This is a genomic window from Pseudomonas sp. LBUM1646 (genome assembly GCF_059716165.1).
The window spans coordinates 4,591,349-4,607,890 of the sequence record NZ_CP166810.1; the positions used below are offsets into that span (position 1 = coordinate 4,591,349).

The following is a 16,542-nucleotide window of genomic DNA, read 5'->3' on the forward strand; positions in this document are numbered from 1 at the left end:
AAGCCTCGCTCCCATAGTGGACCTGTGTCGTGCACAAAATTTGTGTTCACTGAAAATCTACTGTGGGAGCGGGCTTGTTCGCGAAAGGGCCGGCAAAAACAACATCACTGCAACTGACTGCCCCGCTCCTGCAGGTATTCAAGAACAGCCGCTTGCTCCCCGGTAAACTCGATCCGCGCGCCTTTCTTCTCGCGCTGAAACGCATACATCGGGTCGTAATACTCACGCAACAGCACTTCAATCCAGTCCCGAAATAATTCTACCGACCCTGAACGTGCCTGCTCCGCCAAGGCGTCTTCCATCTGTAAAAACATGCGTTGGTGACGCTCGCCACCCAGGCGTCGGTGAATGTTGTTCAGGCTTGAGATCAGCCGTTCGGCGTACAACGCAAAGCCGTGTTCGCCGTACAGAGCAACAAACTCGGCGTGCAGGTCGATCACGTAATCCTGAAGGATTCGCTCAACCCGGCCCTCAACGCTGTCCTCCAGCCAGACCATCGCAAACTGTTGCATGCCCTTGTACAACGGCAACGGCAAGGCGCAACTGCCGACCATTCGGCTCTCGTCTTCCAGCACGAATTGCTCGATACCGTTGGCGCGCTTCTTCAGCACATCCACAGCCAAGCGGTTTTCGAAATCGATGTTGGTCGGTTGGCCTGTGGCTCGTTTGCCAAAACTGGAACCACGATGATTGGCGTACCCTTCCAGATCCAGGCCGTTGCTCAATTGCGTGAGCACTTCAGTCTTGCCCGTACCGGTCATGCCGCCCAACAGGACGAAATCGCACTGCTCGACCGCCTGATCCACAGTCTCCAGCAGGAAAGTCCGCATCGCCTTGTAACCACCGCCAATGCGTGGATAGTCGATGCCGGTCTCTTCCTTGATCCATTGCTGGACAATCTGTGAACGCAAGCCGCCGCGAAAGCAATACAAGTAGCCATCGGGATGGGCTCGGGCAAACTCGGCCCAGGCTCGGATGCGCTGGTCCTTGACGGTGCCGGACACCAACTTTTGTCCCAGTGCGATTGCCGCCTGCTGGCCGTGTTGCTTGTAGCAGGTACCGATTTGTTCACGCTCGCTGTCGCTCATCAATGGCAAATTGACCACACCGGGGAACGAGCCCTTGATGAATTCAATCGGCGCACGAGCATCCATCATCGGCCGGTCGTTGAGAAAGATGTCGCGGTAATCGGTGTAGTCGATGGACATCAAAACACCTCGACCGCGTTGGTCTGTCGCTCAACCAGTTCACCGATTGGCTCAAGGCTCAAGCCCAATTCGGCGGCGGCGGCGAGGAACTGATCGTTGCCCTCAGGGGTGACCGCAATCAGCAGACCACCGCTGGTTTGTGGGTCGCACAGCACGCGTTTGTGCAATTCCTGCAAGCGCCCGAGTTTGCTGGCGTAGCTGTCGAAGTTACGCAAGGTGCCGCCGGGCACGCAGCCCTGTTCGAGGTAATACTCGACACCCGGCAGACGCGGCACCCGCTCATATTCGATGCGCGCGGTGAGTTGGCTGCCGTCGGCCATTTCCACCAGGTGCCCCAGCAAGCCGAAACCGGTGACGTCGGTCATCGCGGTCACGCCGTCGAGTTTGCCGAAACGGCTTCCGGGTTTGTTCAGGGTGCACATCCAGTCACGGGCCAGGCCGATGTCGGCGTTGCGCAACTTGCCCTTCTTCTCGGCGGTGGTGAGGATGCCGATGCCCAGGGGTTTGGTCAGGTACAACAGGCAGCCGGCGGTGGCGGTGTCGTTGCGCTTCATGTGGCGTTTTTGCACCAGTCCGGTGACGGCCAGGCCGAAGATCGGCTCCGGGGCGTCGATGGAGTGGCCGCCGGCCAGGGGGATGCCCGCCTCGTCGCAAATCGAGCGGCCGCCGCGAATCACTTCCCGGGCGATTTCCGGGGCCAGTACATTGACCGGCCAGCCGAGGATCGCAATCGCCATCAACGGATCGCCACCCATGGCGTAGATGTCGCTGATCGCATTGGTGGCGGCGATGCGGCCGAAGTCGAACGGGTCGTCGACGATCGGCATAAAGAAGTCGGTGGTCGAGACCACACCGCGCTCGTCGTCAATGGCATAAACCGCCGCGTCATCGCGCGAGGCGTTGCCGACCCAGAGCTTGGGGTCGAGGTTCTGCGCGCCGCTGCCGGCCAGAATCACTTCCAGGACCTGAGGCGAAATTTTGCAACCGCATCCTGCGCCGTGGCTGTATTGGGTCAGGCGAATCGGCTCGCTCATGGGGTGCACCTCGTGGGATCAATGCGGCCGATTCTAGCAGACGACTGATCGTTCCCACGCGCTGCGTGGGAATGCAGCCGGGGACGCTCCGCGTCCCATCAATACCGCAGGCAAAAAAAACCGCCCTTGCGGACGGCAAAAACACTTCGACCATGACCCTCGTTTAATTCCAGAGCCGAACGCGGAGCGTCCGTTGAGGCATTCCCACGCAGAGCGTGGGAACGATCACCGCCCTTGCGGACGGCTAAAACACTTGGACCGCGATCAGAACCCGAGGCTGAAGCTGATCGTCATCGCGTGGTCCTCGTTTTTGCTCGCGAGCTGGCCTGAGTAGCCGAGGCCGAGTTTGCCGGTCGGGCTGATCTGGAAGTCCACGCCGGCTTCAAGCAGCGCACTGTCCTTGGCAATCGGCACGCCCTGAGTGCTGAACGAGGCACCGCCGTCGATAAAGCTCAGGTCAGCGTCCGGTTTGGTGTCACCGAAGGCATGACGCCAGCCGATGGCCGCACGCGGGGTGAATTGCCCGCCGTTGGCCAGGGTGATGACTTTACCGGCGCGCAGGCCCAGGGTGGAGAAGGTGATGTCCTGATTGGAATCGGCCTTCAAGCGCCCTACTCCGCCTTTTTCATGGACGGTGTCGCTGTCGTAGTTGACGTAGGCCAGGCCGGCGAACGGTTCCAGCGCCAGGCCAGCCGCTTCGACGGTGTAACCCACCTCGCCGAACACTTGGGCACTGCGGGCGTCATAGTCACCTTTCAACCGATCGTTGTAGCTGCCGACGCTGACGTCACGTTTGGTTTCAATGTCGTGCCAGCTATACGCGGCGCCCAGGCGCACGGCCAAAGCGTCAAATTGCGAGTTGAGGTACGCGGACAGGTGGTAGCTGTCGACCGTAGCGTCGGAACGACGGTCATGGGCATCCAGGTCGCTGCGGGTGTAACCGGCGGCCATCCCGGCACGCCATTGATCGTCGATCTGTTTGTCAGTGCCGAGCATGAAGCCGCTGAGGTTGCGATCAAGCTTGGCGCTGTTGCTGTTGCCATCCATTTCGCCCCAGGCGCCGAGTGCGCGCATCCAGCCGACCATTTCGCCGTGGCAGCCGCCGCTGGTCAGGCGATTTTCGCTAGGTGCCAAGGCACGACGAGGATCGTCAGGCCCACTGCAGGACGGTTGGCGCATGCGATCGTTGACAGCGTCGCGGATGTAGCGCGAGTCCTCGAGGATTGCGCTGGCGGTGCTGGCGTGAATCTCGCCGGACAAGCTGTCGAAGGCCGCACGAGCACCGCCAGTGCTCAGGTTGATGATTTCGTTTTGCAACGCCGCACCGGCCACGCCATTGCGGTTCAGCGCGGACGCCGCCCCCCGTTGGTTACCCGTGGCCGCGACCGAGGCGAAGGACGTCTGGTTGCGACTGACGGCCAGATCGACTTCATTGGCGCTGTACACCAGTGACGTGTCGAGGAAGGCGCGCTCCGGAAGATCGGCGGCGCTGAAGGTACCGTTGACGCCGCCGTCCGCCGTAATCAACTTATAAGTGGTGTCGCCGCTGTACGGCAGCAGATTGGTCACCTGCAGAGCACCATCGAGGCTCGCGGTGCCGCCCACCACCAACGGTGTGATGGTCGGTGAGGTGAACGTCAGCGCCAGCAGACCGTCCGAGGCGTTGGTCATGTTGCCCACCACCCGCAGAATTTCTCCGTTAGCGCCGGTGGAAAACACCCCATGGTTGACCACGGAACCGACACTGCCGTTACCGGTCAGGGCAGCACCATTGAACACGGTGACCTGCCCGGCCAACGTCGCCGGTTGGTCACCGACTATCAACAGGCCCTGCTCTACTTCAACGGTGCCACTGAACGGATGATCGCCCTCTAACAGCAGCGCCCCGGCGCCTTGTTTGACCAAATCACCGGTGCCACTGAGTACGCCGTTGAAAAGCCCGTTGCTGGTTTGTGCAAACAACACCCGCGCATTGTTCGCGAGACGACCTTGCAGGCTGGTGGTGTTACCGACCAATGTACCGCCGCTGACGGTGGTGCCGCCGCTGTAGGTGTTGGCACCGCTCAGCACCAGGGTGCCGGAATCGAGTTTCTCGATCCCGCCCGTGCCCACCAACGGTGCCGAGATTTCCGTGGTCACGCCGCCGTTGATCCGTACCGGGGCCAGGCTGCCATCGGCGCCATTGACCGGGCTCAAGCTGCCGTCCGCACCTGCAACCAGGCGATACCCGCTGTCCAGGACCTGCAACCCGGTGAAGCCCTGGTTGCCAACCACCGTCACAGTGCCGCCCTGCCCACCAAATATCGCGAACCGACGAGCCGAACCCTGGCTTTCCGTACCACCGGCATTCGTCCAGTTGGTGCCCGAGCCCCAGATCCCGTCGCCGCCGCTGATCGTACCGTCAGCGTTGGTTTTACCACCGTTCCAGAACTGAGCTTCACCCTCGGCACTTTGCACCAGCAGGTTGATCTGATTGGCCAGCGCGGTTTGCAGAGTCAGACTCGCTGGCAATACACCGCCGGGCAACGTGCCGTAGGTCAGGCCGTTGTCGGTCAGGTCGCCGCCGTAGCGGAACAGTTGATAGACGCCGGTGCCGAAGCCGCCGGCATCGCTGACGTTCAGCGTGCCATCGAGGGTCAGGTTGCCGGCGACGTTGACCACGTTGGTGGAACTGGTCGCCGAGCCGAGGCTGAAGTCCAGGTCAGTGCCCGAAGACAAGGCGAGGGAGCCGACTGACAAAGGCGTGACGCTGCCACCGCCGACCAGGGTCGCGCCGCTGGCCAGTTGTACCGCGCCAGTGAGTTGGCCAGTGCCGCCGAGTTTTGCCCCGCTCGCCACATTCACATTCGCGCTGTTGAGCGTGCCGTTGACCAGCAATGAGCCGGCCTGGACGTTGGTGTCGCCAGTGAGGCCATTGGTGCCCGTGAGCAACAAATCGCCGGTGCCGTTTTTAGTCAGCGTACCGCTGCCGGTGAGATTGCCGGTGTAGCTGCCGTTGCTGGTTTGCTCGAAGGTCAGCGCGGCGTTGTTGAGGATCGCGCCTTGCAGACTGCTGGTATTGCCACTGGTGCTGCCGGCGTTGAGGGTGGTGCCGCCGCTGTAGGTATTGGTGCCGTTGAGCAACAGCGCACCGTTGCCGTTTTTCACCAGGCTGCCGGTACCGGCGATCACGCCGCTGAGGGTGGTGTCCTGGGTGCCGGCCAGGGTCAACTGCCCGCCGAGGTTGATGGCGTTGGCCAATTGCAGGGCCGCGGTGCTGTCCAGCTGCGCGCTGCCACCGACGCCGAGTGCACCGGTGCCAATCGCACTGTTGTTGCCGAGGATCAAAGAACCGGCATTCAACTGAGTACCACCCGCGTAGGTGTTGCTGCCGTTGAGGGTCAGGCTGGAAGCGCCGTTCTTGATCAGGCTGCCGGTGCCACTGACGACGCCACCGAGGGTCAACGCGTTGGAGCCGGCGACGCTCATCCCGCCGTTCAACACCACCGCGTTAGCCAGGCTGACCGCAGTGTTGCTGTCCAGCGTGGTGCCGTTGGCGGCGGTGAGTATACCGTTGCCCAGCGCCGCGTTATTGCCCACGACCAGGGTGCCGCCGTTCAGCGCGGTGCCGCCGGTATAACCGTTGGCGCCGTTGAGCACCAGGGTGCCGGTGTCGTATTTGCCCAACGTGCCAGCGCCGTTGATCGCCACGCCAATGGTCGCGGTGCTGTTCGGATCGACGCGGAATGTCGCGTTGCCCAAGCCACCGTTGACCAGGTTCAGTGCGCCCGCCGTGCCGTTAACCAAGCTGTAGCCGTCGCTGACGAACTGCATGCCGGTGATGCTTTGCGTGCCGTTGACCGTGACCGTGCCGGCCGTGCCCTGGAATACCGCGAAGCTGTTGGCCCAGCCCAGATTGACCGTGCCGTCGACATTGGTCCAGTTGGTGTTGCCACTGGCCCAGGTGCCGCTGCCGCCATCGATGGCGCCGTTGCCGACCGCTTGTGCGCCATCCCAGAATTGCACGGTGGTGTTCGGTGCGGTGACCAGCAGGTTGACCTGATTGCCCACGGCGGTCTGCACTTGCAGATCTCCCGGCGTTACGCTGCCCGGCACACTGCCGATCAACAGACCGTTGTCGGTCAAGGCACCGGTGTAGTTGATGATGCGATAGACACCGCTGCCGAAACCGCCGATGTCGCTGACGTTCAAGGCGCCGTCGAGGGTCAGGTTGCCGCCAACATTGATCAGCGCATTGCCGCCACCCGACACCGGCACACCGAGCCCGACATCAAGGTTGGAGTTGCCGCTCAAGGCCAGCGAGCCCACCGACAAGGTACTGCCGGTGGCCAGCGCGACGTGACCGCCATCGGCGACATTCACTGCGCCGACGAGGCTGCCGCTGCCGGCGAGGGTCCCGCCGCTGTTGACCGCGACGTTGGCGCTGGCCAACGAACCGCTGACATTGAGTGTGCCGCCGTTGACGCTGGTGTCGCCGGTCAGGCTGTTGATGCCGGTGAGGTTAAACGTGCCGCTGCCAAGTTTGTCCAGCAAGCCGCTGCCGCTCAGCACACCGTCAAAGGTACTGCTCGTGTTGCCGCCGCCGATGGTCAGCGTATTGCCGGCACCGACCAGTGCAGTACCGCTGCCGGTGAGGCTGGCGAGGCTGCCGGACGCACCGAGGTTGAGGCTGGTGCCCGCCCCCAGATTGACTCCGGCATTGTTGCCCAGGGCCGTGGCGCTGGTGGTGCTCAAGCTGCCGCCGAGAACGTTGAAGGTGCCGCTGAAGATGTTGTTGCCGCTGAGGGTCAGGTCCGCCGCACCATTTTTGCTCAGGGTTCCGGCACCGGCGACGACACCGCCCAGGGTCAGGTTATTGACACCGGCCACATTCAGCGCGGCGTTGACGTTGACGTTGTTGGCCAGGCTGAGCGCCGCGCTGTTATCCAGTGTCGAAGCACCAGCGACGGTCAATGCGCCAGTGCCCAGCGCCGCGGCGTTGCCGAGGGTCAGGGTACCGGCGTTGAGGGTCGTATCGCCCTGATAGGTGTTGACGCCATTGAGCGTCAGGTTGGCCGCGCCATTCTTGCTCAGGCCACCGGCGCCGCTGATCACACCACCGAGGGTCAGGTCATTGCTGCCGCCCACCGCCACGCTGGCGTTCAGGCCAACGTTGTTGGCCAGACTCAGCACCGTGTTGTTGTCCAGCGTCGAAGCACCACTGACGGTCAGGTTGCCCAGGCCCAGGCCTGAGGCATTGCCGACCGTCAGGGTCCCGGCGTTCAGGTCGACACCGCCGAGGAAGCCGTTGAAGCCATTCAGAACCAGATTGGCCGCGCCAGTTTTGCTCAGGCTACCGGCGCCATTGACGGCACCAGCGAGGGTCAGGTCAGCGGTGCCGGCGACGGTGAGGTTACCGGCCAGGTTCACCACGTTATTGACGGTCACCGCTGTAGCGGCATCCAGCGTTGTGGCGTTGGCGGCATTCAGCGCACCGGCGCCGAGTGCCGAGTTGGAGGCCAGCACCAGGCCGCCCGCACTCAGTGTCACCGGACCAAGGAAGCTGTTATTGCCACCGAGGGTCAGGTTGGCCCCACCCGCCTTGACCAGACCGCCTACGCCACTGATCGCGCCGTTGAGGGTCAATGCATTCGAACCACCGATATTCAGGTTACCGGCCAGATCCACGGCGTTGCCGAGGGTGACGGCGGCGTTGCTGTCCAGGGTGACGCCCGACGCGGTGGTCAGCAAACCGCTGCCCAGCGCCGTGTTGCTGCCCACGACGAGCGTGCCGCCATTGAGTAATGTGCCGCCGGTGTAGCTGTTGGCGCCGTTGAGCACCAGGGTGCCGCTGTCGAGTTTGGCCAGGGTTCCGGCACCGTCGATGCCGACGCTGATGGTCGCCGTGGAACCCGGATCAACCCGGATCGCGGTGTTGCCGCTGGTGCCATTGACGGCGGTCAGTTTCCCAGCCGCACCGGTCAACAGGTTGTAGCCATCAGTGACGAACTGCATGCCGGTGAAGGTCTGCGGACCCAGCACCGTCACGTTGCCCGCCGTGCCCTGGAAGATTGCGAAATCGCTGGCCCAAGTCTGATTGGTCAAACCATCGACCGAGGTCCAGTTGGTGCTGCCGGCATTCCAGGTGCCGCTGCCGCCGTCCACCGAACCGTTTGGTAGGGTCTGACTGCCGTCCCAGAAACGCAGGTTCGCGTTAGGCGCGGTCACCAGCAGGTTGATCTGGTTGCCGACCGCCGTTTGCAGCGCCAGGTCCGCCAGGCTGTAGCCGATCGGGATCGCGCCGACGTTCATGCCCAGGTTCAGCAGGCTGCCGGTGTAGTTGATCAAGCGATACACGCCGACGCCGAAACCACCGGCATCGCTGACGTTGAGCAGGCCGTCCAGGGTCAGGTTGCCGCCGATGTTCAGCAGCGAATTGGTGGACGGTGTGCCGAGAGCGACGTCCATATTGGAGGTGCTGTTCAAGGCCAGCGAACCGACCGACAACGTGTTGCCGCTGCTCAAGCCCAGGTGACCGCCGTTGACTACGTTCAACGCGCCCAGCACCGAACCAGTGCCGGTCAGGGTGGCGCCACTGTTGACGTTCACGTTGGCACTGCCCAGGGAACCGCTGAGGTCCAGGGTGCCGCCGTTGACTGCGGTGTCGCCGGTGAGGCCGTTGATACCGGTGAGGTTGAGGGTGCCGGTGCCGACTTTGGTCAAGCCGCCAGGACCGGCCAGGCCACCGTCGAAAGTGCTGGTGGTATTGATGCCGCCCACCGACAAGGTATTGCCCGAACCGATCAGCACACCACCACTGCCGTTGAGGCCGGCGAGGCTGGCATCAGTGCCCAGGTTGAGGCTGGCGCCAGCGTTGATGTTCGCGCCGGAGGTATTGCCCAACGCGCCAATGCTGGCCGCGGTGACGCTGCCGGAAAGAATGTTCAAGGCCCCGGTGAAGCTGTTGTTGCCAGTGAGGGTCAGGTCAGACAGGCCGTTTTTATTCAGCGCACCGGCGCCGTCGATGACGCCTCCGAGGTTCAGGTTGTTGTTGCCAGCCACGTTCAAGTCGGCATTCAGGGTCACGGCGTTAGCCACAGTGAAGGCCGCGCTGGTGTCGAGAGTCGAAGTGCCACCGACGATCAGCGCGCCAGTGCCCAGCGCTGCGCCGTTGCCCAAGGTCAGGGTGCCGGCGTTCAAGGTCGTGGCGCCCTGATAAGTGTTGACGCCATTGAGGGTCAGGTTGCCCGCGCCATTCTTGATCAGTTGATTGGTGCCGCTGACGACACCGCCCAATGTCAAGTTCGAGGTGCCGCCGACGGTCAGGTCGGCATTCAGCGCCACGGTGTTGCCCAGGCTGACCGGGGCATTGCTGTCCAGAGTCGCCGCGCCGCCGACGATCAAACCACCGAGGCCCAGTGCCGAGCCGTTGCCGACAGTCAGGGTACCGGCGTTCAGGGTAGTGCCACCGAGGAAGCCGTTGGCACCGCTGAGCACCAGATTGCCGACCCCGTTTTTCACCAGGTTGCCGGCGCCGTTGACCAGCCCGGTCAGGGTCAGGTCGGCCGTGCCGCCGACGTTAAAGGCACCGGCCAGGTTCACCTGGTTGCTGAGGCTGACGGCGGTGTTGCTGTCGAGGGTGGTGTTGGCCGCTGCGTTCAACGCACCGGCACCCAAGGCACCGCTGGCGCCGACGATCAATGTGCCGCTATTGAGCGCCGTAGCGCCCAGGTAATTATTGCTGCCGTTGAGGGTCAGGTCCGCCGCGCCGTTTTTGATCAGGCCGCCGATACCGCTGACGACGCCATTGAGGACCAATGCGTTGGTGCCACCGAGGGTCAGGTTGCCGCCCAGGTTGACCGCGTTGGCCAGGGTGGCCGCCGTGCTCGCATCGAGGGTGGTGCCGCCCGACGCGTTCAACGCGCCAGAGCCCAATGCGGTGTTGGAACCAACAATCAGCGAGCCGGCATTCAGCGCGGTGGTGCCTGCGTAGGTGTTGGCGCCGGTGAGGGTCAGGCTGGACGCGCCGGTTTTGATCAACCCGCCCAGACCGCCGATGGTGCCGCCGAGGGTCAACGCGTTGGCACCGCCGGTGGTCAGGTTGGCGTTGAGGTTGATGGCGTTGGTCAGGGCCAGGGCCGAACTGCCAGTGAGCGTGCTCGCGCCGGCCACGGTCAGGGCACCGGTGCTCAGTGCGTCGGCATTACCGACGGTGATGCTGCCGGCATTCAGCGTGGTGCCGCCCTGGAAGGTGTTGACGCCATTAAGCGCCAGGTTGGCCGCGCCGTTCTTGATCAACTGGTTGGTGCCGCTGAGCACGCCATCAAGGGTTAGCTGGTTGGTGCCGCCGACGGTCAGGTCGGCGTTCACCGCAATGTCGTTGCCGATGGCGACGCCGGCGCTGCTGTCCAGCGTCGAGGCACCGGCCACGGTCAGCACGCCGCTGCTCAAGGCATTGGCGTTACCCACTGTCAGCGTGCCCGCGTTCAGGGTGGTGCCACCGAGGAAGGCATTGGCGCCGTTGAGCGTCAGGTTGGAGGTGCCGTTCTTGATCAGGCCGCCCGTGCCGCCGACCACGCCACCGAGGGTCAGGTTGGCGGTACCGCCGATGTTCAGGTCACCGGTGGTGTTCACCGCATTGGTCACTGCAACGGTGGAACTGGCATCCAGTGTGGTGCCCGCCGCCGTGTTCAACGTGCCCAGGCCCAACGCCGTGTTGGAGCCGAGGATCAGCGTGCCGGCGTTCAGCGTGGTGTTGCCGGCGTAGCCGTTGTTGCCGCTGAGATTCAGTGCGGCGCTGCCGTTTTTGATCAGCCCGCCCGCGCCATTGATGGCGCCGGTCAGGCCCAACGCCTGGGTGCCACCAATGGTCAGGTCGCCGCCGATGTTGAGCGCGTTGGCCAACGTCACCGCAACGCTAGTGTCGAGGGACGTGCCGGCGGCCGCGTTCAGTGCGCCAGTGCCCAGCGCGGTGTTGGACGCCAGAATCAGTCCGCCGGCGTTCAGCGCGGTCGGGCCCAGATACGTATTGTTGCCGCCCAACGTCAGGGTCGACAGGCCATTCTTGATCAAGCCGCTGGAGCCGGAAATCAGGCCATTGAGGGTCAGCGCATTGCTGCCGACGACGGTCAGGTCGCCGTTCAGCGCAACCGAGTTATTCAGGGTCACACCGGTGGTGGTATTAAGACTCGCCGCCGCGCTGACGTTCAGCGAGCCGCTGCCGATCGCATTGTTGTTGCCCAGGCTCAGGGTGCCGGCGTTCAGGTCAGTGCTGCCGGTGTAGCCGGCATTGTTGCCGGTCAGCGCCAGGGTGCCACTGCCGTTTTTCGTAATACCGCCCGCGCCGCTGATCAGCCCGGCCAGGGTCAGGCTACCGACACCGGAAGTGCCGACGGCGGCGTTGAGCACAATGTTGTTGTTCAGGGTAATGGTGCCCGGCGCCTGCAAGACCGTCGAACCGCCCACGACCACTGTGCCGGTGCTGAACGCCAGGTTGTTGCCCAGTTGCACCGAGCCGCCGTTGAGGGCGGTGGCACCCAGGTAGGTGTTGGCGCCGTTGAGAATGAGTTGGAAGGTGCCATTCTTGGTGATGCCGCCACTGCCGCTGATCACGTTGCCAAGAGTGATGGCGTTGGTGCCCAGCAGTTGCATGCCGCTGGCGCCGAGGTTGATCAGGTTGCTCAACGACAAGCCGCCACTGCTGGCCTGCAACCCGCCGCCGTTGGAGGTCAGGACGCCGCTGCCGAAGGTCGCGCTGTTGTTGAACTGGGCGATACCGCCATTGAGCGTGGTGCTGCCGGTGACCAACGGACCTTGCAGGGTCCAGGTGCCGCTGTTGACCGTCAGGTTGTTGAAGTTGACGTAGTTGGCGCTGGAGACGACGCCCACGCCTGAAGTGCCGCCGCCGATGCCGATCGGGTTTTGCAGGATCAGCGAGTTGATGCCCCCGGCCCCGCCGTCGATCTGCCCGGTCGGAGCAAAGGTCAGGTTGACGCCGATCAACCCGCCCAGTGCCAGGCCAATACCGCCGCCGGCGGAAATGGTCGAACCGGTAATGGCGGTGAAGGTGTTGGTGCTGCCGACGCCCATCGATACGCCACCGGAGATAGTGCCGGAGTTGACGAACGTGTTGCCGCTGGCCGACGACTCGAAGGCCATCCGGCCGTTGATGGTGCCGGCGTTGATCACGTTGACCTGGGCGCCGCCCTGCGCCGCCACGATTGGAGTGTCGGCGGAGAACAGCGTCAAGTTCAGCAAAGCGGTCGAGCCGATCGTGCCGTTGTTGACGATGTTGGTGCTGCCGCCAGCGCCGTTGTTGAGGTTCAACGCCATGCCGTTGAGACTGGTCAGGTTGATGCTGAGCAAGTCGGCGGTGCCACGGATGATCCCGGTGGCGGCGTTGGTAACGTTCAATACCGAGGCGCCCGCGTTGCCGATCACCGCGCCCGCGCTCAGGGCCGTCACCGCGCCGAGCAGCGCAGGGTCAATCAACCCGGCGTTGTTCAGCGTGATGTTGTTACCCGTGAGGTTCAGCACCTGTCCGCCCAGCGTGGCATTCAACTGCGCGGCGGACCCGACGTTGACGGTCAGGTCGTTCACCGCACTGGAAAAGGTGTTGAGGAACAGCGGCAGCGAGGGCACGCCGCTACAGGTCACCGTCCCGCCCGCCGCTGGGCTGCCGGGCGTACAGGCGGCCATGGCTTGTGGGCTGACGAGGCCGACAAACACTCCAACCATACCGAGGCGAACAGCGAGAAAAAGAGGGGAGACGCGGAAAATCGGGGCGATGACGGCTCTCAAGTCCACGGGCAGTTCCTTTACGTGGTTAAACCTTCTTCCTTGAAAGGCGTGCTACAGGGCCACCCTGGCCGTGAATCCAACGACACGCAAATCAAGCTACGACGCTGTACGAAACAGTTACATTCTCGACACATTAGTAGATGCCCGTTAATGGGGCAGAAATCCGCGCGGGTTAATTAGCATTAATACTTTGGTGCACGCGCCCATAAGGGATCTGCGTTGTTTGAGCAATTGCATTCCTTGACCGAGTCGACAGAAATAAACCCGAATCCCCCGGTTTTTCATGGAATTGAAACAATTGGTATGGGATGTGCAAACGTTTGCGAGTCGCCGATAACGGCATTTTCGCTACCTAACCGCGCAAGCCCGAAAAACCGGGCCTTCGATCCGCACGAAAAGGGACTTTTAATGCACCGCACGTCCAGCCGCGTGACTTGCTCGCGCACCTTTGCTGTTTCCTTGCTACTGGCCAGCGTTACAGGACTACTCAGCAGCACCGTTTTGGCGCAACCGGCCCTCCCCGAAGAATCCGCCCAGGGCGAAGCCCTCAGTGTCGATGCCAGCCCGCCGAAAAAAGGCGCGTACCTGTCGGACTGGTTCAACCAGGACCTGACGGTCATCGGCAGCAAGGACATCAGCTTCGGCCCGCAACCCTCTGATGATGTGTACCTGGAATACGAGTACTTCGGCCGCAAAGGGCCGTTCGAGTTGTATGGCTACGTCGACATCCCGAAGATTTTCGACATCGGCAACAGCCATGACAAAGGCGCGTGGGACCACGGTTCGCCGCTGTTCATGGAGCACGAACCGCGGATCTCCATCGACTACCTGGCGGGTCGCAGCCTGGCCGTCGGGCCGTTTAAGGAATGGTACGTCGCCTTCGACTGGATCTATGACCACGGCAGCAACACCCGCAACCGTGCCAACACCCTGTACAGCGGTTTGGGTACCGACATCGACACTCACTCGCGGGTCAACCTGTCGGCGAACTTCTACGGGCGCTACCAGTGGGAAAACTACGGTGCGAGCAACGAATATTCCTGGGACGGCTACCGCGCCCAGCTGAAATACATCGTGCCCATCAGCAGCTTCAGCAATGGTGCGTCGCTGACCTACATCGGCTTCACCAACTTCGACTTCGGCTCGGACCTGCACAAGGACAACCCGGCCCGCACCGCCAACGCCACCGTGGCCACCAACGTGTTGCTGTACTCGTTTACTCATCTGCGTTTCACCCTGGTCGGCCGTTATTTCCACAACGGCGGCAACTGGGAGGATGGCAGCGAGTTGAATTTCGGCGACGGCGATTTCCGCGCCCGTTCCAACGGCTGGGGTTACTACGCCGGCATCGGGTATCAGTTTTAAGCGCCAAGGTTCAAGCGGCAAGCTGCAAGTGGTTTGTCTTGCGTTCAGTCATGGAGATTTTTATGCACGCAGTTACTCGTTATTCCCTGTCCGTTGGTTTGGCTTGCGGCGCTCTGTTCTCGTCCTCCGTATGGGCGACTGAAAAACCGATCCAGCCGAAAGTGATGCTGATCACCATGTTCGCCCCCGAAGCGCAGAACTGGATCGATCGCCTGGAACTCAAGCAGGAGGTTCGCGTACCAGGCCTGTCCGCCGAGTACCCGAGCATTCGTTGCAACACGCAGCAGGTGTGCCTGATGGTCACCGGCATGGGCCAGACCAACGCCGCAGCGTCGACCCTGGCGTTGGCGCTGTCGCCGAAATTCGACCTGCGCAAAAGTTATTTCCTGATCGCCGGAATCGCCGGCATCAGCCCGAAACACGGGACCATCGGCACCGCTGCGTGGGCGCACTATCTGGTGGAATTCGGTACCCAGTGGGAGATCGATTCCAGGGACGCGCCGAAAGACTGGCCAACCGGCTACATCGGCATCAACACCAAGGGGCCGAACGAAAAACCGCCGCTGGACTACCAGACCGAAGTCTTCGAACTCAACCCGAAGTTACAGGCCAAGGCGTTTGCCCTGTCGCATAAAGTCGAGCTGAGCGAGAGCAAGGAATCGGCGGCGTGGCGCCTGAAGTACCCGTCGGCCCCGGCTAATCAGCCACCGGTGGTGACGAAGTGCGACACGCTGGCGGGCAACACCTGGTACTCCGGGACGCGTTTGAGTGAGCGGGCCGAGGTCTGGACCAAGCTGCTGACAGATAACAAAGGTGAGTACTGCACCACTCAGCAAGAAGACAACTCCACCTACGAAGCGCTGCTGCGGGCCAGCCGTGAGGGCTTGGTCGATGTGCAACGTCTGGCGGTGGTACGCGCCGGTTCCGACTTCGACCGACCGGCACCAGGGCAGAGTGAGGTGGATAACCTGCTCAAGTATGCGGACCAGGGCGGGTTTGTGCCGGCGCTGGAAAATCTCTATCGCACCGGGAATCCGTTGGTGCAGGACATCTTGAAGAATTGGTCGGCTTGGGAAAAAGGTGTGCCTGAGGCGTAAAGCAGAATCAAAAGATCGTAGCCTTCGACAGCGCCCACAGGCGCGTAGGAGCTGCCGAAGGCTGCGATCTTTTGATCTTAATGTTCACGGCAACAAAATGACTTTATCGCCACCGCCCGCATTCACCTCGGCATAACGCTCCAATCCTTGCGCCAACGGCGATTCAACCAACCCCTCCGGCAACGGCAACAAATCCTGATCGAAGAACTGGCCAAACTGATCCAGCATCGCGGCACAGGCTTGAACGCCGTAAAGTAGCGAATTGATCCCCACCACCGACCCACCCTTGCGATACAACGCCAGCGCCGGCAATTGCACGTGACCGTCCCCCGGCGCGGCAATGATCGCGATGCGGCCGAATGCCGCCAGCGCCGGGACCGAGGCCGGTAGCCAGAAACCGGTGGTGTCGAAGATCACGTCTGCGCCGCCGGCATACACGGCATTCACCTGGGCGCCGAGGTCTTCGGGCTTGTCCAGTTGCAGCGTCTGATAACCCTGGGCCTGCAATTCCTTGACCTGCTCCACCCGCCGCGCCGCCGCCAGTACCTGGGCGCCACGGACTTTCGCCAGCGCCAGGGCCGCACTGCCCACCGCCCCACCACCGATCACCAGCAAGCGAGTGCCCGAGGTCACCAGGCTGCGTTCCAACGCATCCCACGCCGTGGTGTAGGGCACGCCGAGGCTGGCGGCCTGGGCGAAACTCAGGTGAGTCGGTTTCAGCGCCACGCCGTTGGCCGGCAACTTGACGAATTGCGCATGGGAGCCATCGGCGAAAAAGCCCAGCTCACGACCGGTGCCCCAGACATCCTGACCGATCAACGCCTGCGGCCCTTCCACCACCACCCCGGCGAAATCCCGACCGGGAATCCGTGGCAACGTGGTGTAGGGAAAACGCCCGAGCACGTTCTTCACATCGCTGGGGTTGAGGCCGGCAGCCTTGATTTGCACCAGTACTTCATCGGCGCCGGCCACAGGGGTCGGGACCTCAACGTAGCGCAGGGCCGAGAGGTCGCCGGTCTTGTCGAATTGCAGAGCTTTCATGGGGAGCTTCCGTTAAAG

At 62.7% G+C, this 16,542-nt stretch carries 6 protein-coding genes; 2 read left to right on the forward strand and 4 right to left on the reverse strand.

What is annotated here, in order from left to right:
* Window positions 1-104: 104 nt before the first annotated feature.
* The 3 genes from mnmH to ACA071_RS21035 form a co-directional block, all read right to left on the reverse strand.
* Window positions 105-1,208 (reverse strand): tRNA 2-selenouridine(34) synthase MnmH, encoded by a 1,104-nt coding sequence (mnmH, locus tag ACA071_RS21025; RefSeq protein ID WP_497640921.1) that lies wholly within the window; start codon window positions 1,206-1,208, stop codon window positions 105-107.
* Window positions 1,208-2,242, reverse strand: coding sequence for a selenide, water dikinase SelD (gene selD / locus ACA071_RS21030; protein ID WP_497640922.1), 1,035 nt, complete (start codon window positions 2,240-2,242; stop codon window positions 1,208-1,210). Before selD ends, mnmH begins: the two co-directional genes overlap by 1 nt.
* A 264-nt stretch (window positions 2,243-2,506) precedes the next feature.
* Window positions 2,507-12,958 (reverse strand): autotransporter-associated beta strand repeat-containing protein, encoded by a 10,452-nt coding sequence (locus ACA071_RS21035; protein ID WP_497645362.1) that lies wholly within the window; start codon window positions 12,956-12,958, stop codon window positions 2,507-2,509.
* Window positions 12,959-13,429: 471 nt separating this feature from the next.
* On the opposite strand from ACA071_RS21035, the gene ACA071_RS21040 reads away from it, so the two are divergent.
* Window positions 13,430-14,386 carry a nucleoside-specific channel-forming protein Tsx gene (locus ACA071_RS21040; protein ID WP_497640923.1) on the forward strand — a complete coding sequence of 319 codons (957 nt, stop codon included), beginning with the start codon at window positions 13,430-13,432 and terminating at the stop codon, window positions 14,384-14,386.
* 62 nt (window positions 14,387-14,448) lie between these two features.
* On the forward strand, window positions 14,449-15,483 hold the full coding sequence (locus ACA071_RS21045; protein WP_497640924.1) for a purine-nucleoside phosphorylase: 1,035 nt from the start codon (window positions 14,449-14,451) through the stop codon (window positions 15,481-15,483).
* Between the two features lie 84 nt (window positions 15,484-15,567).
* On the opposite strand, the gene ACA071_RS21050 is transcribed toward ACA071_RS21045, so the two are convergent.
* The gene (locus ACA071_RS21050; protein ID WP_497640925.1) at window positions 15,568-16,524 is read right to left on the reverse strand and encodes a quinone oxidoreductase family protein; all 957 of its coding nucleotides are present in this window, start codon (window positions 16,522-16,524) and stop codon (window positions 15,568-15,570) included.
* Window positions 16,525-16,542 lie beyond the last annotated feature (18 nt).